Origin of the sequence: Algoriphagus aquimarinus, assembly GCF_007997215.1 — a bacterium.
GTDB classification, from domain to species: Bacteria; Bacteroidota; Bacteroidia; order Cytophagales; family Cyclobacteriaceae; genus Algoriphagus; species Algoriphagus aquimarinus_A.
In genome coordinates this window covers 128,523-154,581 of record NZ_VORW01000002.1, presented here as the reverse complement: position 1 = coordinate 154,581, position 26,059 = coordinate 128,523, and the positions used below count along the sequence as shown (strand labels likewise).

Below are 26,059 nucleotides of genomic sequence, written 5' to 3'. Positions count from 1 at the left end.
TCAACACACTATGCAATTCACTATTCATACAGATACTAGTAATAAAGCAGGGCTTCTGATCATCCCTGTTTTGGGCGCAAATCCAGAAGCAATCCTCAAAGAGAAACTTTCTGGATACGAGGTTAGCAAATCTCTTTTCTCTGGAAAAAAGGATACTTCCTACCAATTGGAAATCAACGGAAGATTGATCCTAGTTATAGGATTGGGAGAAAAAACTGATGTTGCTAGCATCGAAAAGTCATTCCGAAGAGTGCTTTCCAAAAACAAAGAACTGGTAGAAACTTCTGTTACTATTGATTTCTCTGATGACTTTTCTTCAGAATTGATTGAAAGTGCTCTGGTTGGTTTTCAGCTTGGAGCCTACAACATTGGCTTTTTTAAGCAGAAGAAAGAAAGTCAGAAAGACTTCTCAAACTTAGGAATCAATGTCATTTCCTCCTCACAAGGACTAGAAAAAACACTCGATAGAGCTGCTAAAATTGCAGCTGCAAAGATTGAAGGATTCAAATTAGTTGACCTTCCTCCTAATGTGGTTACTCCAGAATACTTAGCAAATTGGGCTGAGAAGCAAGGGGTAGAACATGGCTTTGAGGTAACTATTTTTGACGAAGAAAAAGCCAAATCTGAAGGTTTGGATGCTTTTTTGGCTGTTGCTCGCGGCAGTGCAAAAGCTCCAAAGTTCATCATCATGGAGTACCGACATCCTGAGGCCAAATCTCATTTAGGTTTGGTTGGTAAAGGAGTCACTTTTGATACTGGTGGATTGAATATCAAAACTCAGGGAATGGTGTATATGAAATCTGACATGGGCGGTGCGGCAGCTGTTCTCGCAGCCACGCAACTTATTGCTGCTCTCAAACTTCCTATTAACCTCACCGCCATTGTTCCCGCAGTAGAAAACTCAGTAGATAAGGATGCTTACCTCCCTTCGGAAGTCATAGGGTCTCATGCCGGATTGAGCATAGAAGTGATCGATACGGACGCCGAAGGTCGCTTGATCTTGGCTGATGGCCTTTCCTATCTGGTTAAAAACTACCAAGTGGATCAGCTAATCGATTTGGCAACATTAACTGGAAGTAGTGTTGGTACTTTCGGCTATGAATGTGGAGCCCTATTCTCTAATTCTGATGCTATTTCAGATTCACTTCGCGAAGCTGGAATGCAGTCTGGTGAAAAAGTCTGGCCACTTCCAATGTGGGAAAGCTACCGATCTGAGATGGACTCTGAGATCGCAGATATCAAAAATTATCACGGCAAGCCAATTGCCGGCGCCATCACAGCCGCCAAATTTCTGGAGGCATTTATCCATGAACATCCTTCTTGGGCTCATTTGGATATTGCAGGTGTAGCTTTTGGAGATAGTGAATTTGCCAAAACCAAGTCAGGGACTGCTTTTGGAGTGCAATTATTACTTAAATTCATCGAAAATCAATTGTAATTATGGGCGATCAGAGCAAGACTTTTCTTTGCATTTCTAATTTTTTCAAGGGAAATGCATTTTTAACTCAGTTGAAAAAGCAAGGCAATCGAGTCTTTCTAGTCACTTCTGAAAAACTGAAAAACAAGCCCTGGGCCTTTGAATACATAGATGAGATCTTCTACATGCCTGGTCAGGATTTAGACTGGGATCTTGAGCTTTTGATGAAAGGCGTCGGTGGATTGATGAAAAATCATAAAATCGAAAGCATCGTAGCTCTTGATGATTATGACGTGGAAAAAGCCACTTATCTCCGTGAGAATCTAAGAATCCCAGGAATGGGTCAGACTACGGGGCGATTTTTCCGCGACAAGCTCGCCATGCGAATCAAAGCACATGACTCTGATATAAAAGTTCCAGCTTTTGCTCCGCTATTCAATGACGATGATATCAATCAGTTCGCAGATCACATCCCTGCTCCATGGGTGCTCAAACCTCGTTCTGAAGCTTCTGCACATGGAATCATTAAGGTGCACGACAAAGATTCTCTTTGGGAAAACATCCATGAATTAGGAGATAACAGGCTCTATTATTTAGTAGAGCAATTCAAACCAGGTGATGTATATCATGCTGATGGATTAATGCTAGATGGGAAAAGCCTATTCTGCTCGGTCTCGAAATATTTATCTACTCCGATGGAAATTTCTCAAGGTGGTGGGATCTTTCGCTCAGCGAATTTGAAGTACGGATCTGAAGATGAAAAGGCCATTAAAAAAGCGAATGCTGCGATCATGAAAGCATTCGGCATGAAGTCAGGAGCTACTCATACAGAATTCATCAAATCGCGTGAGGATGGAGAAATTTACTTCCTAGAAACGTCCTCCCGTGTAGGTGGAGCACATTTGGCAGAAATGGTAGAAGCTGCGACAGACATCAATCTCTGGGCAGAATGGGCTAAAATTGAAGATTCTCTCGCTAAAAGCTATACTTACAAACTACCGAAAGTTGCAAAGAACTATGCAGGAATCTTACTGACACTTTCCAAATTTGAACATCCTGATTTGAGTAGTTTCGATGATCCTGAAGTTTACTTTCGAGTTCCACTTGAATACCATGCGGGCTTGATTGTGAAGTCCAAAAATCAGGATCGAGTAATGCAACTATTGGATGACTACGCGGAGCGAATTGCAAGAGAGTTTTCTACAGTGGCAGATGCTCCTGAGCTTAAGAAGTTTCATTAAGTCTGCTATCCAATAAAGGTTGTCTGGTTTATAGACTAAATCAGACAGCCCTCAAAACTTCTCTTCCACTCCCAGCCCAAAAAGAGCAAAGTCATATTTGACAGGATCAGTGGCATCAAATTCACGAAGTTTATGTGTCAGTTCTAAAGCTGTCAGCCAGTCCGTTTGCTTTCTGGTGATCATTCCAAGCTTCCTCCCTACTCTATCCACATGCAAGTCACAAGGGCAAATCAATTGCGAGGGTGAGATCTTCTTCCATATCCCAAAATCGACTCCTTTATCATCATCCCTCACCATCCAACGCAAGTACATATTAATACGCTTACATGCAGCCTTACGACTTGGTGTAGCAATATGCTTTCGGGTGCGGTGTGGAGAATCTGGAATGGAAAAGAAGAATTCCTGAAATCTTGTCAAAATAGATTGCATAGCATCTATTTCGCCCGTTTGACCCAATAAAAAAGCTTCTTCAAGTGAATCATGCTTTTTGTAAAACCAACTTAAGAAGTGGATGAAATATAAGGTATCGATGTCATTGAAGGTTCTATGCTTGAAGTTCAAAAACGGTTTCAGATCATCTTCCTGATGATTCAGCAAAAAGTCATGCGGTGAATTGTCCATCATCTGAAACAATTCTATGCATTTATTAATGATTGTCTTGCGCTGCCCCCAAGCCAAAATAGCAGCAAAGAAACCAGAAATTTCAATATCCTCCTTTTTGGAAAATCGATGTGGAATTGATATTGGATCAAGCGTGATAAACCCTGGACGATTGTATTGCTCAACTTTCTCGTCTAAAAAATCCTTGAGGTTTTGCATCAAAGGGCAACTTTCACTTCCCCGCCTTGCGTACCATCAAACCATTTGAAGCACAACTCATTTTCTACTTTCTCTGAAACGTGCCAGTCAAAGCATTTGATATTCGTAAGTGAGCGAAGTGAGTCCTCATCAGGATCATATAAGCAAATATCAAAATCCGGCAAATCCTTAGAATCAGTACTATTCCACTTTTCCAAAATATAACCTTCTTCGAGTACTCTTACTTTTTTACCAAAAACAAAATCAGAGAGAACCGAAGGCACTCCATCTTTTCTTCTAAACTTGAATCCAGAAGGTCCAAATACAATTTGTTTGATCAATTTGGCCTCCAACAAATCTCCCGAGTACGGCAAATCTTCCCATTCTGACTCTTTTAAAACAACCTTTTTACCTTCAGGACGAAGTCTATTCAGGAATCTGGAAAGCAAAGAAAAAACATAAGTCACACCAATAAACAGCAAGCCAAAACTTGCCAAAATCGGATAAGAAATAATAAAAATCAAATTCCAGATAAATCGGAAAATGTGGTGGAATATGAGTTGGACTTTATTCATAGCTGGAATGCAAAATTAGCAGTGGCTTTGCGGAAACCAAAATTCCCTCTTAAAACCTAAGGAGTAAACTATAGGTTCAAAACGAAAGAAGACCGCCAAATCTGACGGTCTTCTAAATATAAGTGTGTTGGGGACATTGTAGTCGTTCATTTGAAAGCTACTTCTGTCTCCTGTCTTCGGTCTTCCAGCTTCTTAATACATCACTTCTACAGGGAATCTTCCATTTACAGCTTTCAACTGATCAAATGCTGCCTGAGAAAGCTTAATCACTAATTTACTATTGTCGCCAGTTTGTGGAAGCGTACCTACTACTCTAGCAAAAATAGTCACGTCATTCTCTTCATTTTTCACTCTCATGATCGTACCGACTGGAGCAGTTCTGTGAAGCACTAAGTATTTTTTATGCCCGCCTGTACCTTCAATAAGTTCAGCTTGGCCTGTTTCTTTAATGTTTTTAAACCCTCCAGAAGCATCTGCAGGCTCCACCATCATTTCATCTACACTGGTAACAACTCTTGGAGTTCCGATCACTGGAACAGTAGACTCTTCCATTGCTCCTCGACCCACTTTCAATACTTGGCCTTGCTGCAGGTTATTTGACGTCAATGCATTCCATGTAATCAAGTCTTCAACCCGAGCTGAATACTGACTTGCAATAGAAAAAAGTGTCTCTCCACTTTGAACAGTATGAGATCTCCACTCACCAGGCACCATTGGCTTACTTGTTTTGGAAACTGTCTCAGGATTTGCAGCTTTTACCGCTTCAGGTTTAGGAGTAGTCTCAACTTTCTCTTTTACTTTCGGAGCTTCCTCAACCTTCTTAGTAGGTTTTTCTTTAGTCTTAACTTCTGTCGTGGCCGTGGTAGTAACAGCAACAACCGGTTCTTTTGCGACAGCAATTGGAACAGCCGGCTCAATAATCAAGGACTGTCCTACACTTAGGTCATTGCCTTTCAGACCATTCTCCTTCATCACACTTTCTACAGATACTCCATACTTCTTTGAAATAGAAAAAAGTGTTTCGCCAGGAACTACATTATGCAATACAGAACCTGCAGGAAGCTCAGCCATTGAAACAAAAGGCACTTTGATCGTTTGGCCAATTTTCAACCCCTCTTTCAAGACAGGATTAGCATTGACAATATCACTTACGGCTGCTTGATATCGGCGTGAAATCCCGAAAAGAGTCTCCTTTGGATCAACTTCATGTAGGATGTAAGACTGATCTCCGATACGCTGCACCCCAACCGAATCGATAGAAGTAAGCTCGGAAGCCACTGATAATGAAGAAGTAAGTGTGAAAACAAGAAGAAAGGACCAGAAAAACTGTGATCTATTATTCATAGGGATGTACTGAGTTGGGAGTAAACGAATTAGAAATACAAGATTAATTTCCAAAGTCAATTGGGGCAAGAATTATGCTAGAAAAGAAATCGAGCATTACTCATCCTGTATTCCAAGCAAAGATCGAAGAATAGTCCAAGAATCGGAATTTATAAGTGAATATTCCATCAATAAATCACAGCTAAGTGAAGAAAAGAATCACTTTTTATGGGTATTTCGTATCTTTTATCATTCGTACATGCAATCCAAAAATGAAAATCTATTTTAGCTCATTACTACTTTTACTCCTACTTTCTTCTCAACTGGTTCTAGGCCAAACTGATACTGGTAATAACAAGAAGGTTTTCACCTTCAAAATCGACACGGATATTGATCCTGCCATGACACGTAGGGTGAAACTAGCGCTGGAAAAAGCCGAATTAGACGATGTTGATTTGATTATAATTGACATGGATACGTATGGTGGAGCTGTAAACGATGCAGATGCCATACGAACAATGATCCTTAATTCCACAATCCCTATTTATGTCTTTATAAATAAGGATGCTGCCTCAGCAGGCGCATTGATCTCCATAGCTACGGACAGTATTTACATGGCACCTGGTGCAAGTATAGGCGCAGCCACTGTAGTTAACGGAACGGATGGAGCTGCGGCTCCTGACAAATACCAATCCTACATGCGTTCGATGATGAGAAGTACTGCTGAAGCGCAGGGTAGAGATCCAAAAATAGCAGAAGCGATGGTAGATGAGAAAATCGAGATCGAAGGAATATCAGAAGCTGGTTCTGTGATTACTTTCTCTGCTTCCGAGGCTGAAAAATACGGTTTTAGCGAAGGTCAATACGACTCAATTGAAGCAATTCTTGAATCTCAAAACCTTGCAGATGCCGAAATTATTGAATACGAAACAGATGTAGCAGAACAAATAATCGCCTTCTTCTTAAATCCCGCCGTAAGTGGGTTTTTGATCCTGATCATTATCGGCGGCTTATACTTTGAGTTGCAAACTCCAGGCATAGGTTTCCCTATTCTAGCATCCGTAATAGCAGCGCTTCTCTATTTCATCCCATACTATCTTAATGGTTTGGCTGAAAATTGGGAGATCTTAGTCTTTTTTATAGGTGTGATTTTATTGGCGGTAGAACTCTTTGTTATCCCTGGTTTTGGAATTTTCGGCGTATTGGGCATCATCGGGATTTTGACAGGATTGGTACTAGGTATGATCCCTAATCAGAATTTCAACTTTGAATTTGTACCGGCCGCAGATCTCTTTGGAGCTTTGCTCACCGTAATAATTGCTGCAATAGCCTCCGTAGGATTGGTTTTTTGGCTTACACCAAAAGTAAATGAATGGGGAGCATTCAAAACTATCACGCTAGCCACTACTCAGCAAAGAAGCGATGGCTACACTTCATCTTTCTATGCAGATACCCTAAAAGGTCAAACTGGCGTGGTTCACTCTAGATTAAGACCAAGTGGAAAAATCGAAATAAATGGAGACATCTATGACGCATATTCCCGAGGAGAATTTATTGATCAGGGTGAAAATATCATTGTCATTTCTACTGAAGGCACTTCGCTGAAAGTGAAAAAATGGGAGGCTTGACAGAAATTGGTAAGTTTGCCCCATGAATACCTCTCAGACGATATACGACCTGATCGGCGAAGAAAAAATCCGCTTACTTACCTCCTATTTTTATCAGGAAGTTTCCAAAAATGATGCTTTGAAAAAGCTGTATCCGGATGAGTTGGCTCCAGCTGAAGAGCGTCTTTTTCTCTTTTTACTCCAAGTATTCGGAGGCCCTGAGACTTACTCTGAGCAGCGAGGCCATCCAAGACTGAGAATGAGGCATGCCAAATGGAAAATAGATGCTGCCATGCGTGATCATTGGATGAATGCTATGCTAGTGGCGCTGGATCAAGTTGAACTAGAAACGAATATTCGGGAGGCCATGATGAGCTATTTTGTCAAGGCTGCTAACCATATGATCAATCATGAATAACCTTCTTGCAAGGCTGTATTCGATCTATGCCTCAATAATCTTCATCCTTAGCTTTCTTATAATCTTCCCTTTTATTCTGATTTGTATCTGGATTCCTGGTTGGAACAAATACGGCAGAAGAATCAATCGCTACTGGGCAAGAGGATATTTTACGTGCATTTTCCTTCCTGTGAAGTTTGAGAAAAGCGAGAAGATTGAAAAAGGCAAACCCTACATTTATTTGGCAAATCATTTCAGTTACTTGGATATTGCCATGATGGGATTCATTCCCGGAGATGTACTTTTTGTAGGAAAAGCTTCCATTCGGAAAGCGCCACTCTTCGGCTATTATTTCAAGAATCTTCATATTGCAGTGGATAGGGATAGATTGAGAAGTAGAGCGGAAACGATGAAACGCACTGACCGAGCACTTGAATCAGGAAGTTCAGTGATCATTTTTCCAGAAGGGGGAATCTTTACCAAAAATCCTCCTGAGATGATTCCATTCAAAAACGGGGCTTTCAGAATGGCTAAAGACAAACAAATCCCCATTATCCCTGTCACTTTATCCTATAATCATCTAATTTTACCCGATGACGGGAAACTTCTGTTTCATTGGAGATCAGCTAAAATGGTTCTCCATGACCCATTGTTTCCTGATAATTTTGATTCTGAAAAGGCTTTGAAAGAAGAATGCTTCCAAGTAATCCAGACTCAACTCGCCCTAGACAATTTAAACACATGAAATCGAGCAAGGACCAAGAGTTATAAAGAAGAATGATTTGCAGAATTGCGAGATTCCTCCCGATAGCTATCGGGATGGCCTTTAAAAAACAATTTATAATCATATGAAAATAGATACTAATTCAATCAAGAAAATCGCGCACTTAGCGAGGCTGGAATTTGACGAAAGCAGTGCTGAGAAAATGTCGAAGGACATGAGTCAAATTCTCGACTGGGTAGAAAAATTGGATGAAATTGATACAGACAATATAGAGCCTCTGACCACCATGTCATCCGAAGTGAATGTGATGCGTGAGGATAAAGTAGGCCATCAACTGGACCATGAATCTGGGCTTAAAAACGCCCCTAAAAGAGATTCTGACTACTTCCGAGTACCTAAAGTAATGGAATAGCACTTTTGAAAAACACATTGAAAACCTCCCTAGTATTTAAAATCTTAGCCCTCCTATTCATAATTTCAGGAGGGCTTTTTGCGCTGTATTACCTGATTTTTGACCCTCAACCTTATATCAATATTCAGGCAGGCTCATTTCTGGATACCATTGCAATCCCATTTGACTGGGTTCAGATTGGACCTATTTCCTTTCCAATTAAAGTAGATAATTACCTGGTTTTCCAGGAATTCCAAGCTTTAGCCCCTGAAATCCATCTAACCGAATCCTATATCTATGCCGGCATAGTCTGGCTGGGAGTAGTTTCAGTTTTGGCTTTGCTTACCGAGTTCAAAAAAGTGTTCTTCATTGTTGGGGGCATTATTTGGATAGCACTACTCACACTAAGCAATTTTAATGGCCTAAATATCGGAGGCCAAAGTGCTAATTATCCCTTGATTATTCTTCTGACGGGGACACTGGTTCCGTTGATCTATTTTCACCTTTGGGGCCAAAAAACACATCTAGTAATCAAATGGATAACGATTTTTGCAGGGACATTTTCTGCTCTTGCTATACTTATCATTCAAAGCCCAATAACAAGTCCAGAAATCTATCTTGCTGAGCACAGTCTTACTATTGGTTTTTGTCTAGCACTTGCTTGGATATTTTGGAACGGTCACGGAATAATTTCCGGGATTTACATTTTGCTTGCCAGAGCAAATCGTAATCTCAATGTGAACATAACTGTTCAAATCAGCTTCATAGCTTTGATTTATTTAGTCACACTTTTCATTCTTCTCCTGGACTTGCAGGGAGATTTAAATTTTCCATTCCCGGTATTTTCCGCACTATTCCTCCTAATACCACTAGGGATATTTGGATGGATTTCTGTTGGAGAAAAAGTAGATCAAAGTGAGGAGCTAGTGTCAACTTCTGCTGTCATTAAAGCACTTCATTTAATTGGATTCGGTCTCTCATTATGGCTTGTTTGGAAATTGAAACTCTCAGGAAATCAACCTGGGGAAGAACTTTTTAAACATCTTCTTGTGTATTCGCAGTTTGGGTTCTCTTTATTTTTCTTCATCTACCTAATGGCAAATTTCATGGCGGTCATGAACTCAGGTAAGGCGATTGACAAAATAATTTACAAACCATATTCACTTGTCTATTATCATGTTAGGATAGGTGGATTAATTACAATTCTGGTCATTACAACTTATGCTGAGGGAATAGTAGGAGTTCAGGCTAACGGTATGACGAGTAATATTCTTGCGGATTATTACTATCAAATTGACAAGAAACTTGAGGCCAGTATTTTATATGAAAATGCCTGGATGCGCTACCGCAAAAACCCTAAAGCCAAGTTTGCTACTGCCAAATTACTGTTAGATCTGAAGCAGCCTACCTTGGCAAAGCAGAATTTGGAAGAAAGCATTACAGAAGCTCCACAAGTAGATAATATTTTGCTTTTGAGCGAAAGACTTCACTTGGAAAACAAAGTGTTTGATGCGATATATTATTTGGAAAAAGGTCTCACTATTTTTCCAAACGAGCCACACTTGGTTAACAATCTAAGTTTGCTTTATACCAAGGTCAACAAGTCAGCTGAAGCATTGGAATTGATGTCTCAGTCCGAAAGTGATGATCCAGTTTTGAATTCTAACCTGACCGCTTTAAAAACCAAGCTTGGGCAGCCAGAAGTCAATTTAACTAAACCGTTAGATTTGATCTCGCAACTCAATCAACTTGCAGCATCAAATGCCTTGGCCAATATTCCTTCAGAAGAACTGGTCCAATCCATTAAAGGAAAATTGCAGGATGAGACCTCTCCTATGCTTATTAATGCAGGATGGAGAAACCTGATGTCTGAGATCAACAGAAATGATCCCAATTCAGATCTTGCGTTTTTAGATAGTCTGGGGCAAAAACCTGAAATGCTAGACTACCTAATGTCACTTCAAGAAACCGCCGTAATTAGAAGTTTGGCGGCTGGAAGAGTGACTGAGGCGGTGAAAAACCTAAATGGTTTGGCCTTTAGAAACCCCAATGATGCTGCTTACTATTTGCAGCTTTCGGGAAGTATTTTAGCTCAAAACCTGGATTTTCAAAAAGCAGCCAATGAATTTATAGCTGCCGAGGACAAAGGTTTTCAAGGATTCAGCACACATCACTGGAGTATCTTTGGACTGGCAGGAATGCCTGAAAAAGCAGTAGAAATTCGAGAAAAATATCAAATTCGACTCCCTAGCTACGTATCGAATCAGGACACTACTATTCATGAGTATTTGAATATAATCGGTCGTTTTCACCAGACATTGCCACAAAAAATACTGCTTCAATGGCGGACACTTCCTGAAAATGAATTGAAAACGGACATAGCAATTCGTCTAATTGTATTCAAAGCACATGGCCTAGCATCAGCAGATTTAAAAGAATTAGAAAAATATATTGCGGACATAATTGGCCCGCAAGAACAACTTAAAGCATTCGTAAACAATCCAGACCTGAAGAATATCGATGCTGTAAATTCATTTATTTCATGGGTAAAGGCTAGCAATGAACTTACTGCAAATCCATACCTTAGTCCATTGATAATTAGCGCAGTAGATATAAATACTGATCCACTTACTCAATACGAAATATTGAATGCAGCTACTGAATTTAATCAAGACCCTATCCTTTGGATAAAAAAAATCAAGGCAGCCAGAGAGAGTGGACTTGATACTTATGCGAATGAATCCTTAGAGATTTTAAAACAATGGGTAAGTCCAGCAGAGCTTGAACTCCTCCAAAACATGAACTATTGAATTCCATTAACGTTTTTTGTGTAAGCGGAAATTTATTTTCTATCCCAAAATATTAACTTTAGCAAAACCCCCAGCCATGACGAAAATTATAGAAACCAACGAAATCAACAAAACATACAGAATGGGTTCTGAAATTATTCAAGCACTCAAGTCTGTCTCCATTTCAGTAGATAAAGGAGAATATGTAGCTTTCATGGGGCCTTCTGGTTCGGGAAAATCAACGTTGATGAATATCATTGGCTGTCTAGACACACCTACTTCTGGTACTTATGTCTTAAATAATAAGGATGTATCTGACATGACCGAGAATGAATTGGCAGAAATTAGAAATAAAGAAATTGGATTTGTATTTCAGACGTTCAACCTTCTGCCTAGAGCAAGCTGCCTAGAAAACGTAGCGCTTCCATTGGTCTACGCAGGTATGAGCAAATCTGATCGAGAAGATATTGCTTTTCAAGCTCTATCAAATGTAGGACTTGGAGATAGAACTAAGCACCGCCCAAATGAGCTTTCAGGTGGTCAGAGGCAGCGTGTAGCGATTGCCAGAGCCTTAGTAAATACTCCAAGTATTATCCTTGCCGATGAGCCAACAGGTAACTTGGATTCAAAGACATCTCACGATATCATGGAACTTTTCCATGATTTACACTCCAAAGGCAACACCATAATCATGGTAACGCACGAAGATGACATTGCACATTACGCACACCGAATCGTAAGATTGCGCGATGGATTGGTAGAATCGGACACAGTAAACCCGAATCCTACCAGAGGAATTGCAATGCACGCCTAATCACACCTTATAATTTCAAATAGATTCTTATTTTTGTCCCAAGGGAATCAAGGACAAAAAGATGAAAATCTATACGAAAACAGGAGACGAAGGACAAACCTCACTATTGGGAGGAACGAGAGTTCCTAAATTCGATATAAGAATCGATGCTTATGGCACCGTGGACGAGCTTAATTCGTACATTGGAATGCTCCGAGATCAAGAGGTTAATTGGATGAGAGCTGAAGTTTTGAAGGAAATTCAAGACAGGCTGTTCATTATTGGAGCAGATCTGGCCACAGACCCTGCCAAGCAGAATGTAAAAAAGCCTGATTTGCTGGAAACTGACATTGAAATGCTGGAAAAGCAAATCGATGAAATGGAAAAACCACTTCCTCCTCTGAAATCGTTTATACTTCCCGGTGGTCATCCTTCTGTTTCTTTTGGCCATCTGGCCAGGACAGTCTGCAGGAGATGCGAAAGAATAGTAACCGAGCTGGCAGCTATGGAAGAAGTCTCCGAATTAGTCATTCAATACCTTAACAGGCTTTCTGACTACCTCTTTGTGCTATGCAGAAAGATGGCTCAAGAACTTAATGTAAATGAAGTAATCTGGAATCCCAGAAAATAATTAATAGCTACCTTGGCTCAGCCAGATTAAAGGCAAAACAAATGAAGACACAACTTGCCCTACCGATAACTAAAGTTCAGAACTCTAGATTAGCGGAAACAGACTTTTCCAACTTAGTATTTGGACGCACGATCAGCGATCACATGTTTGTGGCGGATTACAAAAATGGTGAATGGTCTGATCTTAAAATTGTGCCTTACGCACCACTTAGTTTAAATCCAGCGAACGCAACACTTCACTATGGACAGTCAATTTTTGAAGGATTAAAAGCCTACAAAAATGATGAAGGAAAAGTCATTGTCTTTCGTGCGGATGCGAACTGGAGACGATTGAATGAATCAGCCGAAAGAATGTGCATGCCTTACCTTCCTGAGGAAATCTTTATGGAAGGAATGACCCAACTGCTAGATCTCGAAAGAGACTGGGTACCTACTGCTAAAGGAGCATCGCTTTATGTGAGGCCTTACATGTTTGCTACGGATGATTACATCGGGGTTAAACCTTCTGATACTTACAAATTCATCATTTTCACTTGTCCGGTAGGAAACTATTACAACAAACCAGTAAGTGTAAAAGTAGAAACCACTTTTACCCGAGCTACTGAAGGTGGTACTGGAGCTGCAAAAACAGCTGGTAACTATGCCGCTTCACTTTATCCTGCACGCCAAGCTCAAATGGCTGGTTACGACCAACTTCTATGGACTGATGGGAAGTCTCACAGCAAAATCGAAGAGAGTGGGACTATGAATATCATGTTCAAAATCAACGGCAAGCTGATCACTGCACCTACGAATACAGGAACCATCCTGAAAGGTATCACCAGAGATTCTGTCATTCAATTGGCAAAGGATTGGAATGAACCTTTGGAAGAAAGATTCCTAACCGTTTCAGAACTCGAGACAGCCTTAAATGACGGATCACTGGAAGAAGCTTTTGGTACTGGAACAGCTGCGACTATCGCTCATGTACAGCGAATCAATGTAAATGGCAAAGATTACATGCTTCCTGCAAAATCTGAGGACGCATTTTCCTTTAGAGTTCTAGCTGAGCTGGATGGTATTAAACATGCTGAAATAGCCGATCCACATAATTGGATCATAACTATCTAAAAAATTGGTTTCTAACTAGCAAAAAAAGGCTGTCTATTCGAAATAGACAGCCTTTTTTTATTCTGTAAGAACTGGAGTATGGACACTCAATATTTTAAGTTTTTTGAGGCCTCCAGGCAATGTACATTCAATCTCCATTCCTTCTTGAAAACCAATCATAGCAACCCCCAAAGGTGAAAGTATGGACAGCCTTTTTTCAGCAATATTACCAAACTTGGGCATTGTCAATTGGAATTTCAAAAGTTGGCCAGAAGCTACATCCTGAACTTCAAAATGAGAATTGATTCGAATTACATGGGAATCGATTTTAGATTCAGGAACGAGTTTGGCTTTTTCAATTTCTCTTGCCAACAAAGAGATCTCTTTGGTAATCAAATGAGAAGGTGTATTGACTATCAAGTCCTTAATAGTATTATAATCTGATTTTGTGAGTATAGGCTTCATATTTTTCTGAAATAAGTAAGTGAACCCGGCACAAATAGTACAGGGTGAAGGATAGTGAGAAGACTGGTAAATTGCCCTCCTTAGGTAATACTAAAAATCACTGAGGGCTAAGAAATAAAGGCTTTGTTCTTTTGGCAAAACACACAAATGTCCGGGCCAATAGCTGGAGCTACAGGAAATTTACCGAAGGATTTATATGACAGTTGAGGTTCCAAGCAAGGCCAGATTTTAAAAAATAGCAAAATCTAAATTGATCGCTATTTGTATAACTTATACCACTTACGTTACTCAGGGATTAAGGTTGAAAATTCAACGAAAAAATCAGCCAAATACCTGTAATGTTCATGCTGAGAGACACTTTAGCCTCAAGTCAAATTCAATACTTATCTAACTTTTCCAATTCCAATAATCATCTTCCCATTCCAATTCCTCTTGACCAGCAGCATTGTGTTGATCTACCATCGCCAATTGCTCAGGACTAGCTACTTCTTGAATTTCATTGAAAAGGATACGTTCTTCAAATCGTATATGTTTTTCTAAAGCGATCTGAAGATAATTCAAAAATTCAAAGTCCATATCTTCTTGTGAAAACAACTTTTTTAACTCAGCATGTTCGGCTAGTGCTTGTTGAATCAATTCATTTTCCTTGCCCAAAATTGGAAATACAAATTCTTCCTCCTCTGCAAAATGAAATTCTAAATGTGAATTCCAGAACCAAGCAGCATGAGCTTCCATTCTGCTGGTATCTATGCCCCGCTTTACTCCGGATCTGATTTTCCAACAGAACAATAAGCCGTGATGATGATCACGACTTAAAGGTTGAAGTGCTACATGTCTTTTAATCGGTAGATTAGGCATAGACTAGGGATTTCTCCAGTTCAATTGCTTTAGGAAATAAAATATTGTTCTCGAGATGAATATGCAGATGCAGATCCTGTTCAAATTCCTTCAATAGCGAGAAGGTAACCATATATGTGGTACAAGCACCTAGTGGAGGAGTGTAATCATTGGTCAGCTCAGCAATTTTTCTAAATCGCTCTCCTTCCGCTTCATGCTCATCCATCATCATAGCTACTGGATTGGCCACTGTTCCAAAATGACCAGGAGTCAATTCCGTTTTATCTTCAGACGCTTGAACCAGTTTTTTGACGAAAGGAAATAAAATAAACTCTTCTTTCTTCATGTGTGCAGTAAGTTCTCCAGCCGACCCTAGAAATAACTCTTCTACCTCCAATAACTCAGGATGCAAATCACCATGTACTTTCACGATTTTAGCAAGCATAGGCTTGATCTCAGTGATTCTAGATTCCACATAACGATGGTGTTTTTTCTCGATATAAGTAGCCAAAAGGTCTAGCGGCCAAGAGTTAAAGTCAGTGGATGATGCTTCATCTGATTTAGATGCCGCTTTCAATTCTTTGATAAGCTGATCGATGTTTACACTTTTTTTGGCACAGGCCTCTTCGATAGTTCTATTGCCTTGACAGCAAAAGTCAATTTTGTTTTGCTGAAAAACAGTGGCAAAACGGTAATCTTGAGCTACCAATTCGCCGATGATAGAGTTGCTTGTAGGAGTCATAATTAGTTTGATTTAAAGTGTTTAATTCCGAATAGTATGAGAGATACCACCTTGAAAACTTCCATTGCTACATAGTAAAAATGAAGATTGGAGGCTGGGACTGGTTGATCTGTGATGTACAATTCTGCACGCGCATCAAGGGCTGGCAGTGTCCATAAGGTTTGAATGATCAGTAGAATAAGAGCTAATCCAAATACGAGAGTTTTTAGCGAAAGCCATTTTTCTTTCACCATAAATCCACTCATTAAGATTGCTAATGCAAAAACCCACTCTACTTTGTTCAATGCTTCAAAAACCAATCTCCCAATACCTAGTCCCAAGGGAAGCGTAATTCCCGGCGCACTGAACTTTAACCATGCTTCCATAAAGCTGATAGCACACACAAATCCAAGCCAGAGAAAGGTGGATATTAGAGAAATGGGGTTTTTAACACTGGACATATTTCTTGTATGAGGTAATTTCATATTTAAGATAATTTTGTCTTAAATAGAGTAAAATTTTTTTAGCGCATTAAAATGGACTTACCAGACTTTAGTCCTTCTGCCAATTCCAAAATAGAAGTGGAATTAAGCATATCCTTAAGATCAGCTCTGATTTGGACAAACTTATAATGCATTGGACAAGGCTGTTCATCATCACATTCCTTAAGCCCCAGACCACAACCATTGAAAATAGAATCGCCATCAATGGCTGTGACGATGTCAATCATCTTAATTTGATCCATACGATGTCTGTCGATGTAGAAACCTCCATATGGTCCAGTGATAGATTGAACAATACCCACTTTCACCAAGGCACCTACAATTTTGGCTGTGAAAGCCACCGGTGAGTCAATATGCTCAACCACCTCCCCTATCTTCACGCGTCTTTCGAGCATGGACTGAGAGGCTATATAAATGATTGCTTTAATTCCGTATTCAGTGGCTTTTGAAAACATTGCTTGTCTTTAATTATCCAAATGTAAGTGATCTTTTTTATTTAAGACAATTTTATCTTAAATAAAAACACAAACCTCAACGGGAGTAAATCAGCCCAAGATTTCGTTTTACAGATGTCTTAGTTAAATAATATCCTTACTTGTCCAAAATTCTGGAATACATACCATGATCTTTCCCCATTTTGTTTTTATTTAGTACCATGAAAAGCATTCTAGTCCTTTTTCTGATTTTCACAGCCTCTCTGTCCTCCTTTGCTCAAAAGACAGATTTCATTATTCTGAAAAGAGGAGCAAAACAAAAATCTCAAATTCGTTATTACCCCGGTGAAACCATCACCTACAAAAGCACAAAAATTGACTACTTCGTCACGGATGTAATCAAGAGCATAGATAATAATTTCATCTACCTCAGCGAAAATATTCTTTCGCCTGAGACTATTACAGAAGTAGATATTCGAGATAAAGACCGTAGAAATGGCACTTTAAGTGCGCTGAATGTACTAACCATTGGGGCTGGCGCAATATTGCTGGGCGCTGAATCTATTAACAGTATATATCACGAACAAGAGTTTTCAATAAGTAGCGGTGTGGGACTTGCCTCAGGAATTTTATTAGGAACTGGTATTGCTTTGCTACCGTTACGCTACAAAACATTTAAGAATACAGGCCGAAATAAGATTCAGCTTATCCAAATGAGAATGGATTAATGGATGATTACTGGTATAAACAGATATTATTTCGGACTTTTGCACCCTAAATTTTAACCTAGACAGATGACTTCAGAACAACTGAAAGACTTGAAAGCCCGCACATCGGCTTTGAGGAGGTATCTTTGACTACGATCGTAAGATTGAAGAAATAGAAGACCTAGAGGCCATATCGGCCCAGCCTGACTTTTGGAATAACCCAGAAGAGGCAGAAAAAAGCATGAAACAGATTCAAGCAAGAAAAACTTGGACAAGTTCATTTGAATCACTCAATAAGCTCATCGAGGATCTCGACGTATTGTATGAGTTCTATAGCGCAGGTGAGGTTTCTGAAGAAGAAATCAAAACCGAGTACACTAAAGCTGAAGCTGAAGTACAGGAGCTGGAACTTAAAAAAATGCTCTCTTCGGAAGAAGATCAGCTGAATGCAGTATTAGAAATCAATCCTGGAGCTGGTGGAACAGAAAGTAACGACTGGGCCTCTATCCTCATGAGAATGTATATCATGTGGGGCGAGAAAAATGGCTATAAAGTTCGTGAAGTGGACATACAGCCAGGGGAAGTTGCCGGTATCAAATCCTGTACACTGGAATTTGAAGGGCCACTAGCTTATGGATTTTTGAAATCCGAGACTGGTGTTCACCGCTTAGTTCGAATCTCTCCATTCGATTCAGGAGGAAGAAGACATACTTCTTTTGCCTCAGTGTATGCTTACCCAGAAGTAGATGATTCGATAGAAATCGAAATCAATCCTGCAGATGTGGAATTGCATACCTCTAGATCAGGTGGTGCTGGTGGACAGAACGTGAACAAGGTGGAAACCAAAGTTCAATTGACTCACAAGCCTACTGGAATCGTGGTGGTTTGTCAGATTGAGCGTTCTCAACTTGCCAACAGAGAGAAAGCCATGCAAATGCTTAAATCTCGCTTGTTTCAGATGGAATTGGAAAAGAGAAATGCAGAAATCGCAAAGATCGAATCTTCCAAGATGCGTGTAGATTTTGGTTCACAGATCCGAAATTATGTACTCCATCCCTATAAACTAGTGAAGGATAACCGGACGAATTTTGAGACTTCTGACACGCAGCACGTGCTCGATGGAGGATTAAATGGTTTTATGAAAGCATTCTTGCTCGCGCAAAGCGAAGAGCAAGTAAAAAAAGACTAATACTAGAGGCCAGGATTAATTTCTGGCCTTTTTCCTTACACAAGCTTTTTATGAAAATACGGGCCTCATTTTTTTCAGTAGATTTTTCGCTACTCTGCATGAGCTCGTTCTTATTTTTTTCATCTTTTAACATGATTATCCCGGAGCTTCCGGATTACCTTACCTCATTAGGCGGAGAAGATTACAAGGGTTTTATCATTGCTTTATTTACACTATCAGCGGGGCTTTCCAGACCATTTAGCGGAAAGCTTGCAGATAAAATCGGAAGAATCCCGGTAATGATGATTGGAGCAAGTGTATGCTTCGTAGTCGGAATGCTATATCCCCTCCTCAGTTTTGTAGGTGGATTTTTATTTTTGCGATTTGCACATGGATTCTCTACAGGCTTCACTCCCACTGGAGCTTCAGCTTATGTTGCAGACATTGTTCCTTATCAGAAGCGAGGCGAAGCTATGGGCTTATTTTCGCTTTTCGGGTCTATGGGAATGGCAGCTGGACCTGCCATAGGCGGATGGCTAGCTACACTATTTTCGATTGAAACAGTTTTCTATGTTTCTGCTTTTACTGCTATATTTTCTATCCTAATTCTACTAAAGCTAAAAGAAACCCTTCCAAACAAAGAGAAGATTTCATGGAAAATGTTGCAACTAAAAAAGCATGAAATTATTGAAAAGCGAGTGCTTGTGCCTTCAGGGATTCTATTCCTTTGTTGCTTCTCTTTTGGGGTAGTTCTTACTATTATCCCAGATTTCTCTACCTACTTAGGCATTGAAAACAAAGGGCTATTCTTTGGGGTGTTTACACTTTCTTCATTAGGAATCAGGTTATTAGCTGGCAAAACATCTGACCGTTATGGCAGAGTGCCAGTAATGCAAGCTGCCAGCGCGACCTTAATTTGCGCAATGGTTTTGATTGCTTTTGCAGAAACCAAATTTGCCTTGCTGGGATCAGGTGTTCTTTTTGGATGTGCAGTAGGAATGTACAGTCCTACCACGGCGGCATGGGTCATAGATCTGTCACTTGATAAGTTTCGAGGACGTGCACTAGCTACGATGTATATCGCTTTAGAAGCTGGAATAGGTATAGGAGCACTTACTTCAGGATTTCTTTTCGCAAATAGTGCAGACAACTTCCGCTTGGTATTCCTAACCAGCGCGGGTTTTGCTGGGATTGCGTTCATTTTTCTGCTTTTTATCAAAAGGGAAAACCGAATACCTGAGACTGCTTAATACCCAAGATGTTTATTTACTCTAGGAATTGAAAAAATCACTTTCTGGCGACCATTGTAATAAATCACTTTTTTGCCATCAAATAAGGCTCCTTCTTCCAGCATGATTCTCACATCTTTATTCCATTCCTGCACAAAAACTACAGCATTCAATTCGATAGCATAGCCAGTATTAGCGTGAAGTGGAAAGTCGCCAGCTCCAGGCGTATCGCCTTGATTATCCCACATGCCTATCGTTGGGCCAGCGGAATGCCCATAAAAGCCTAAAGGATGCGTATAGATACTTCCACGAATTCCTTCTGCATCCAGCACTTTACGGGAAGCTCTGAGAATTTCATTACCTGTTTTCCCTGCTACAAAATTGGAAGTCAAGATATCCTGAACTCTATTTCCTTGGTCAAAAGCTTTGCTTAAATACGCTGGAACTTCAGTCTCGCCTGCTTTTAGCACATAAGCCATTTCCTGTGTATCTGTATTTAATCTGAGATAAGTAATCCCAAAATCCACATGCAGCAAATCACCCGGCAAAATCACTGACTCAGGGGACTTGGTTGCAAAGTTTCTGTTTTGCTCATTGTTTGCAGGATCGGCACGCTGAATATCCACAGATGGATGAAACCAAGTGTCTAATTTCAACTCTTTGATTTTCTCTCTATACCACCAGACCACATCTTCTGTAGTAGTCACACCAGGTGTGATCACCACTTCAGAAAGCCCTTGACTCACTATGGAATGTGCGATTTCCTGAATATGCTTGTAAGTGGCCATTTCAGGCTGAGTTCTAGTTTCTAACCAGCGAACAGCAAGTGTTTGTGCAGAAACTACATTAGACTGAAGATTTTGAGGCAAATATTCTAAAAACACTTGGTGCTCATTGGTGGTCAAACCGTCTGCATGTCCATAATCCTTTGCGTAATTCAGCCCTATTTTCTTCGGATTTTTTGATAAAATCAATTCCATCAATGCCTTCCACTGATCAGGCTGAGTCTCGGGATCCCAAGCTCTTTTGAAAGATTTCCCTACATCATATCTTGCCACAGCGTACGTTTCCACAGGAGCATTTGCCGAAGGCTGATACATCACCAGAATCGTTCTCCTCCTCGCCGCCATCCACGCAGCAGGAAGCATGGTTCGGATCACTGGGTCTTCATTGTATTCCCTGGATATCACCACCCACATATCTACTCCAGTTTCAGTCATTAGACTTGGAAGCAAGTTCTGAATACGGTATTCCAACCAGCTATCTATCACCTCAGCTTGTTCGCGCTGCGTCAGAACGGCCAAATCTTGGGAAGAACTTAGATTAGAAATTAGGAATAAAGAGAATACGAAGAGTAGCTTTTTGATCATATGAGGATGGATTAGTCCTGAATATAAAACAATATGATTATCCGTAATCATGCCAGCAGCCAATTTTTCTTTGCTCACCCGGTCAGACGACCGAAGACGGGTGACCGAAGTGGCCTCAATGTTTGAGTTAACCATACCCTATTTTGTTTTTGACCCTTACTGGCAGAAAAACGGATATACAAATGAAACAAAAAGTATAATTAGGAAGAACGATTCTAGTCAAGAACTCTTAGGCTGTGACAGTCGGATTATTAGAAGCGATCATACGATTACTCAATTTATAAAAGCGGTAAAATAGCACTATAGCAGTTATACTAAGTCCAATTAATAAACCGTACCAAATTCCCTTTTCAGCCATGCCTAGCTCAAAAGCTAAGAAGTAACCTAAAGGAAGGCCAATTACCCAATAAGCCACTAGTGTAATTATTGTTGGAAACTGCACATCTTCCATACCCCTCAATACTCCCAAACCAGCAACCTGAATACCATCTGAAAGCTGGAACATTCCAGCAATTATTAACAAGGAAGCTGACATTGCGACTACCTCATCATTATTTATATAGAGTGTAGGTAGGTAGGATCGCATGAGAATAAACACCAAGCCTGTAATAGCCATGAAGACCAGAGCCATTCCAAAAACCACCATTCCTGCTTCACGCATGGTTTTAAAGTTATTTCTCCCAATCTGATTACTTACACGAATCATCCCGGCAGTACTCAGCCCAGAGACCATCATATAGCTAACTGAGGCTAAATTAATAGCAATTTGATGTGCAGCGAGTGCATTTACACCTATCCAGCCCATCATGATGGCAGCAGCACTGAAGGCACTTACTTCGAAAATAAATTGGAACCCCGTAGGGACGCCAATTTTTAAAATTCTATTCAGTAATAAAAACCTCAGCTTACCCAAGCCTAACTGAAGATTAAACACGCTGTATCTTTTGGAACGCAATACATAAAGGCCCATCATGATTGGCATCAGAACTCTGGATATCAACGTAGCTATTCCTGCCCCATTCAACCCCATTTCTGGAAAGCCTAAATTCCCATAGATCAGTACCCAGTTTAGAAATACATTGACTACGTTACAAAAAATCGTGACGTACATCGCTTGTTTTGTCTGCGAAATCCCTTCTGCCAGCTGCTTAAAGGACTGGAAAATCATGAAAGGCAAAAGTGATGCGGTAATTATATAGAGGTAAGGGATCGTAAGAATCACTACTTCTTCCGGTTGATTTAAGAAATGAAGACCTTGAGATAAACCAATGACCACCACGGTAAGAAGCACTGCCGTGGCAATATTTATCCATAAGCCATGCTGAAACAAATGGCCGATTCGCTTAAACTTACCTTTGCCCTCAGCCACAGAAACCAAAGGCGTAATACCCATTGAAATACCCATTCCAAACATGAGTATCACGAAAAATATACTATTGCCCAAGGATGCTGCCGCCAGTGGAACCGCCCCCATGCGGCCAACCATCATACTATCAGCCACTCCAACTAATACTTGGCCTAACTGGCTCAATACTACCGGGAAAGCCAAAATGAAAGTTGTTTTAAAATGATCTTTAATAGTCATATTATAAGTTTAGAATCCTAGCCGCCTTAAGTATACCGGCAATACTGATTCCGTCTGTAATCTCCCCATTCATCACCATCTCTAAAACTTCGATGAATGGCAATTTCTTTATTTTAAGAACTTCAGTTTCATCAAACGCTGTATCTCCTTGAGTAAGATCTTCCGCCAAGTAAACAAACCCCACTTCATCCGTCACAGAATTTGAAGTATGAATCTTCAAGATTTCAGTCCATTTCTCAGCGATTAACCCTGTTTCTTCCTTCAATTCGCGTTTAGCGCTTTCCAATTTATCCTCATTCATTGGTCCTCCGCCCATAGGAATCTCCCATGCGTACTCATTCAAGGTGTAGCGAAACTGACCTATCAGCCAGGTATTCAAGTATTTGTCAATAGGTATTATGCCCATTGCTCTATTCTTGAAATGCACTTTGCCATAAATCCCTTCGTTGCCTGCAGGATTTATGACATCATGTTGCTCAACTTTAATCCAAGGGTTTTCATATATCGGATTAATCTTGTTGGTTTTCCAGGGGTTTTGATCCATTTTCTCAAAAAAAAAGGGTGACTTTCGCCACCCTTTATAAGTTAATAAGGCTATTTAAGCCGGGATAGGCATTACTTTAGAATCCTTGAAAGTAGATAAAATAACCATGGATTGCATGGAATCTACTTCTTTGATTTCTGATACTTTCTCAAGCATCAAATTCTGATATGAGGTAATATCTTTTGCGATAATCTTTAGGATAAAGTCACCTGTACCTGTGATGTGGTGACATTCAATCACTTCAGGAATTATATTGATTTCACGCATGAATGCATCAATATTTCCTTTGTTGTGACCGATCAAGCTCACTAACACAAAAGTGCTAACACCTAATCCTATCTTTTCCGGATCCAGCTTTGCGTGGTAACTCTTTATAATACCGGATTGCTCCAATTTCTTCACCCGTTCCAAAGTAGGAGCTGGAGAAAGTCCAATATCCTTGGACAATTGAGCATTCGTGATTTTGGCATTAGCCTGAAGGATTTCTAGAATCTTCCTATCGATTTTATCGAATTTTATTCTTAAGCTATGATCCATGATCTCTTGCATTTACAAAATTTTATATGGTGCAAAGTTAATATAATTGATGATTGTTTTAAACCATTCATCAGAATTTTAAAGATGAAATTCAAAATATTATTAATATTTCCAAGCCTTAATACAAACAATCCTTTCAAAATACCTTGCCTCCTGTGGAAAATTCAAATTATCTCCTGTTAGTTAGTTGGTAGTACGTCACTTTTTAAGTTAAAGTTTATTCTTTTTGATATAATCCCGAGCTTCTTGATGAGCGGGATGTTTCCTCTTAGCATACTTCTTTACTTCTTTGAAATACTTCTTTGCCAATGGCTTGTTTTTTTCTTCTGTAGCAAACTTTCCTAATTGCAACAAAGAATGTAGGTAATACCCACTTTCTTGTGATTCAGACTCCTCTCCAAAAGACAAGGTCTTGAGGTAGTATTTTTTGGCCTCAACCCGATCTCCCATACGCTCATTGAACTGTGCGATGTAAAAGGCAGCATATCTCCCACTATTTGATTCGTACCCCGTTTGCTTCGCATCAATACGTTCCAAAATCTCTTTCGACTGCTCTACTGCTTCTGTCCATCGTCCAACAGCATATAAATGCCTGGCATACGATCTATGGAAATATGGGTTATTTGGGAATTTACTAATCAAATACTCCGAAATCTGTAATGCTTTTAATGGCTCTTTCTCTTCAGATGCATATAGCCTAAACAAAAAATACTGCGCTTCGACTCGTGTATAGAATGCATTACTGGCTACTTGCTCCAGCTGCTGCAGTCCTAGCTTCTTATTCCCCTTCGGGAAAAGTGCCATAATAGGTTTTAAAAGCGGGTAATTTTCCGGAATCCATTGAGAGAAATAATTAAAGAGCGCATCTCCCAAAAGCAACTCTGGATTAAACTCCTCTTCACCCCTACTCAAATCCATATATTTCAGAGCATTTCGTCCTGCCCACGCTGCTTTAGTCCAGCTCTTTCTTTCCGAATATAGACGAGCTTGAAAACCGTAACCTGCAGCCAAAAAGAATGCAGCCTCCTTGTTTTCCTCATCTTCGTCAAACATTACCTCTGCCTTTGAGATAGCTCTATCTAAGTATTTGACAAAAGTCGCGTCGTACTTTTCATTGGTCACATCCACTTCTATCCTCCACCAATAGCCCAGTGCCACCAAGAATTCCGGCAATGGATGGTTGGGATATTGAATAGCGAGTACAGCATAATCTCGTTCCGCAGTAGGGAAATCAAAATTATACATACTGTTGATGGCCTTGGTAATTCTAAATTGGAGGCCTTTGTCCAGTAGCAAATACTTGGAATGCGCAATGATCACAGAATCAGATTCTGCCTCCTGAGCTTGGACAATCCCAAATCCCCCTAACCAAATACTTAAAATCACAGCAACTCTTGCTAACATATATTTCTTTCTATTTAGACTCCAAAATTAGAGGTATTCCCAAACAAAATTTTAGATTTGGACAAGATTCATCTTAAAAATGGCTAAAACTTTAACTCCAGAAGGACAACGTCTAAAAGAACTAATAGATTTCGACAAGCGAATTTATTTTTTAGTATTAGTATTCTTGTTTTTGCTAATAAGGTATCTCACTAACACACTGATCCTTGAAGCCATCCCAGATTACGATAATTTGGAGGCAAGAGGTGATTTTATGATTTTTCATATTTTCAATGCGCTAAATTACCTCTGGACTCCTTTTGCACTACTTTGGAAATTTACTGTCATCTCTTTCCTTTTTTGGCTCGGAGCCTTCCTCATAGGTTACAAAGTGCCCTATAAAGAACTCTGGCAATTTGCACTTATTGCCGAAGTCGTATTTATTTTCCCTGAGTTAGTTCGGCTTTTAGTTTATATTTCTCCGCAAACAGGCGTCACTTATACTGAAATAGATGAATTCAGAGCACTTTCATTGCTGTCACTCCTTGGCCCGGGTAATGTTGCTCCACAATTTCATTATGCTTTAGCCACTCTTAATATTTTTGAAATTATATACGGAATTGTATGGCTCTATGGTTTTCATATGATTAGCCGCAGGCCTTTTGGAGAGTGCACTATTGTCGTATTCGTCTCCTATTATATACCTCTGGCGATTTGGCTTACCTGGTATATGATGGTTTATCGAGCTTAACTAATTTGCAAAAAAAAGGGATCAGCGTAAACTGACCCCTCATTAAATATT

The 26,059-nt window shown here is 39.9% G+C and carries 27 protein-coding genes; 14 read left to right on the top strand and 13 right to left on the bottom strand.

All coding sequences use genetic code 11. The features are described from left to right. Positions 1–10: 10 nt before the first annotated feature. Both ESV85_RS05240 and ESV85_RS05235 read left to right on the top strand, forming a co-directional pair. Positions 11–1,438, top strand: a complete 1,428-nt coding sequence (locus ESV85_RS05240) for a leucyl aminopeptidase family protein (RefSeq protein ID WP_146915438.1) — start codon at positions 11–13, stop codon at positions 1,436–1,438. 2 nt (positions 1,439–1,440) lie between these two features. After that, a complete protein-coding gene (locus tag ESV85_RS05235) occupies positions 1,441–2,658 on the top strand; it encodes an acetyl-CoA carboxylase biotin carboxylase subunit family protein (protein ID WP_146915436.1) in 1,218 nt (405 codons plus the stop codon). A gap of 51 nt (positions 2,659–2,709) precedes the next feature. On the opposite strand, the gene ESV85_RS05230 is transcribed toward ESV85_RS05235, so the two are convergent. The 3 genes from ESV85_RS05230 to ESV85_RS05220 all read right to left on the bottom strand — a co-directional run bounded on the left by ESV85_RS05230 (position 2,710) and on the right by ESV85_RS05220 (position 5,375). After that, positions 2,710–3,477 (bottom strand): TIGR02757 family protein, encoded by a 768-nt coding sequence (locus ESV85_RS05230; protein WP_146915434.1) that lies wholly within the window; start codon positions 3,475–3,477, stop codon positions 2,710–2,712. Next, the gene (locus ESV85_RS05225) at positions 3,477–4,031 is read right to left on the bottom strand and encodes a hypothetical protein (RefSeq protein WP_146915432.1); all 555 of its coding nucleotides are present in this window, start codon (positions 4,029–4,031) and stop codon (positions 3,477–3,479) included. Before ESV85_RS05225 ends, ESV85_RS05230 begins: the two co-directional genes overlap by 1 nt. Before the next feature lie 192 nt (positions 4,032–4,223). After that, the gene (locus ESV85_RS05220; RefSeq protein ID WP_146915431.1) at positions 4,224–5,375 is read right to left on the bottom strand and encodes a LysM peptidoglycan-binding domain-containing protein; all 1,152 of its coding nucleotides are present in this window, start codon (positions 5,373–5,375) and stop codon (positions 4,224–4,226) included. Between the two features lie 251 nt (positions 5,376–5,626). On the opposite strand from ESV85_RS05220, the gene ESV85_RS05215 reads away from it, so the two are divergent. The 8 genes from ESV85_RS05215 (at position 5,627) to ESV85_RS05180 (ending at position 13,795) form a co-directional block, all read left to right on the top strand. Beyond that, positions 5,627–6,982: an NfeD family protein gene (locus ESV85_RS05215; RefSeq protein WP_146916126.1), complete on the top strand. Its 1,356-nt coding sequence runs from the start codon at positions 5,627–5,629 to the stop codon at positions 6,980–6,982. A 22-nt stretch (positions 6,983–7,004) separates the two neighbouring features. Continuing rightward, entirely contained in the window at positions 7,005–7,379 is a 375-nt protein-coding gene (locus ESV85_RS05210; RefSeq protein WP_146915429.1) for a cyanoglobin, read from the top strand. Then, positions 7,372–8,103 (top strand): lysophospholipid acyltransferase family protein, encoded by a 732-nt coding sequence (locus ESV85_RS05205; RefSeq protein ID WP_146915427.1) that lies wholly within the window; start codon positions 7,372–7,374, stop codon positions 8,101–8,103. The genes ESV85_RS05210 and ESV85_RS05205 overlap by 8 nt, the downstream gene beginning before the upstream one ends. A gap of 103 nt (positions 8,104–8,206) precedes the next feature. Further along, positions 8,207–8,494 carry an Asp-tRNA(Asn)/Glu-tRNA(Gln) amidotransferase subunit GatC gene (gene gatC, locus ESV85_RS05200; RefSeq protein WP_146915425.1) on the top strand — a complete coding sequence of 96 codons (288 nt, stop codon included), beginning with the start codon at positions 8,207–8,209 and terminating at the stop codon, positions 8,492–8,494. Positions 8,495–8,511: 17 nt separating this feature from the next. Next, entirely contained in the window at positions 8,512–11,283 is a 2,772-nt protein-coding gene (locus tag ESV85_RS05195) for a hypothetical protein (RefSeq protein WP_146915423.1), read from the top strand. A 76-nt stretch (positions 11,284–11,359) separates the two neighbouring features. Beyond that, complete coding sequence (locus ESV85_RS05190) at positions 11,360–12,076, top strand: ABC transporter ATP-binding protein (protein WP_146915422.1); 717 nt, start codon at positions 11,360–11,362, stop codon at positions 12,074–12,076. Positions 12,077–12,137: 61 nt separating this feature from the next. After that, positions 12,138–12,686, top strand: coding sequence for a cob(I)yrinic acid a,c-diamide adenosyltransferase (locus tag ESV85_RS05185; protein ID WP_146915420.1), 549 nt, complete (start codon positions 12,138–12,140; stop codon positions 12,684–12,686). 41 nt (positions 12,687–12,727) lie between these two features. Further along, positions 12,728–13,795, top strand: coding sequence for a branched-chain amino acid aminotransferase (locus tag ESV85_RS05180; protein ID WP_146915418.1), 1,068 nt, complete (start codon positions 12,728–12,730; stop codon positions 13,793–13,795). Positions 13,796–13,852: 57 nt separating this feature from the next. Here ESV85_RS05180 and ESV85_RS05175 read toward each other — a convergent pair whose 3' ends face one another. The 5 genes from ESV85_RS05175 to ESV85_RS05155 all read right to left on the bottom strand — a co-directional run bounded on the left by ESV85_RS05175 (position 13,853) and on the right by ESV85_RS05155 (position 16,755). After that, positions 13,853–14,239, bottom strand: a complete 387-nt coding sequence (locus tag ESV85_RS05175) for a GreA/GreB family elongation factor (RefSeq protein WP_146915416.1) — start codon at positions 14,237–14,239, stop codon at positions 13,853–13,855. 387 nt (positions 14,240–14,626) lie between these two features. Continuing rightward, positions 14,627–15,097 carry a hemerythrin domain-containing protein gene (locus ESV85_RS05170; protein ID WP_146915414.1) on the bottom strand — a complete coding sequence of 157 codons (471 nt, stop codon included), beginning with the start codon at positions 15,095–15,097 and terminating at the stop codon, positions 14,627–14,629. Next, on the bottom strand, positions 15,090–15,818 hold the full coding sequence (gene ric, locus ESV85_RS05165; RefSeq protein WP_146915412.1) for an iron-sulfur cluster repair di-iron protein: 729 nt from the start codon (positions 15,816–15,818) through the stop codon (positions 15,090–15,092). The genes ESV85_RS05170 and ric overlap by 8 nt, the downstream gene beginning before the upstream one ends. A 2-nt stretch (positions 15,819–15,820) precedes the next feature. Continuing rightward, complete coding sequence (locus ESV85_RS05160; RefSeq protein WP_223275912.1) at positions 15,821–16,282, bottom strand: hypothetical protein; 462 nt, start codon at positions 16,280–16,282, stop codon at positions 15,821–15,823. 38 nt (positions 16,283–16,320) lie between these two features. Beyond that, positions 16,321–16,755, bottom strand: coding sequence for an RrF2 family transcriptional regulator (locus ESV85_RS05155; RefSeq protein WP_146915410.1), 435 nt, complete (start codon positions 16,753–16,755; stop codon positions 16,321–16,323). Positions 16,756–16,955: 200 nt separating this feature from the next. Here ESV85_RS05155 and ESV85_RS05150 point away from each other — a divergent pair, with 200 nt between their 5' ends. The 3 genes from ESV85_RS05150 to ESV85_RS05140 all read left to right on the top strand — a co-directional run bounded on the left by ESV85_RS05150 (position 16,956) and on the right by ESV85_RS05140 (position 19,859). After that, the gene (locus ESV85_RS05150) at positions 16,956–17,462 is read left to right on the top strand and encodes a hypothetical protein (RefSeq protein ID WP_146915408.1); all 507 of its coding nucleotides are present in this window, start codon (positions 16,956–16,958) and stop codon (positions 17,460–17,462) included. A gap of 66 nt (positions 17,463–17,528) precedes the next feature. Beyond that, positions 17,529–18,630, top strand: a protein-coding gene (gene prfB / locus ESV85_RS05145; RefSeq protein ID WP_146915406.1) for a peptide chain release factor 2 whose coding sequence is annotated in 2 segments (ribosomal slippage) — positions 17,529–17,588 and positions 17,590–18,630 — 1,101 coding nt in all. Because the reading frame shifts where the segments join, the coding sequence is not laid out codon by codon here. A gap of 98 nt (positions 18,631–18,728) precedes the next feature. Next, the gene (locus ESV85_RS05140) at positions 18,729–19,859 is read left to right on the top strand and encodes an MFS transporter (RefSeq protein ID WP_262713332.1); all 1,131 of its coding nucleotides are present in this window, start codon (positions 18,729–18,731) and stop codon (positions 19,857–19,859) included. Here ESV85_RS05140 and ESV85_RS05135 read toward each other — a convergent pair. The 5 genes from ESV85_RS05135 to ESV85_RS05115 all read right to left on the bottom strand — a co-directional run bounded on the left by ESV85_RS05135 (position 19,856) and on the right by ESV85_RS05115 (position 25,278). After that, entirely contained in the window at positions 19,856–21,208 is a 1,353-nt protein-coding gene (locus tag ESV85_RS05135) for a M24 family metallopeptidase (RefSeq protein ID WP_146916122.1), read from the bottom strand. The two genes, ESV85_RS05140 and ESV85_RS05135, sit on opposite strands and share 4 nt — an antisense overlap. A gap of 229 nt (positions 21,209–21,437) precedes the next feature. Then, positions 21,438–22,793, bottom strand: coding sequence for an MATE family efflux transporter (locus ESV85_RS05130; RefSeq protein ID WP_146915403.1), 1,356 nt, complete (start codon positions 22,791–22,793; stop codon positions 21,438–21,440). A gap of 1 nt (position 22,794) precedes the next feature. Next, positions 22,795–23,337 (bottom strand): NUDIX domain-containing protein, encoded by a 543-nt coding sequence (locus ESV85_RS05125; RefSeq protein ID WP_146915401.1) that lies wholly within the window; start codon positions 23,335–23,337, stop codon positions 22,795–22,797. 54 nt (positions 23,338–23,391) lie between these two features. After that, the gene (locus ESV85_RS05120; protein ID WP_057936775.1) at positions 23,392–23,874 is read right to left on the bottom strand and encodes an Lrp/AsnC family transcriptional regulator; all 483 of its coding nucleotides are present in this window, start codon (positions 23,872–23,874) and stop codon (positions 23,392–23,394) included. A gap of 210 nt (positions 23,875–24,084) precedes the next feature. Further along, positions 24,085–25,278, bottom strand: a complete 1,194-nt coding sequence (locus ESV85_RS05115; protein WP_146915399.1) for a tetratricopeptide repeat protein — start codon at positions 25,276–25,278, stop codon at positions 24,085–24,087. A 79-nt stretch (positions 25,279–25,357) separates the two neighbouring features. On the opposite strand from ESV85_RS05115, the gene ESV85_RS05110 reads away from it, so the two are divergent. Continuing rightward, the gene (locus tag ESV85_RS05110; protein WP_146915397.1) at positions 25,358–26,008 is read left to right on the top strand and encodes a sulfate ABC transporter permease; all 651 of its coding nucleotides are present in this window, start codon (positions 25,358–25,360) and stop codon (positions 26,006–26,008) included. Positions 26,009–26,059 lie beyond the last annotated feature (51 nt).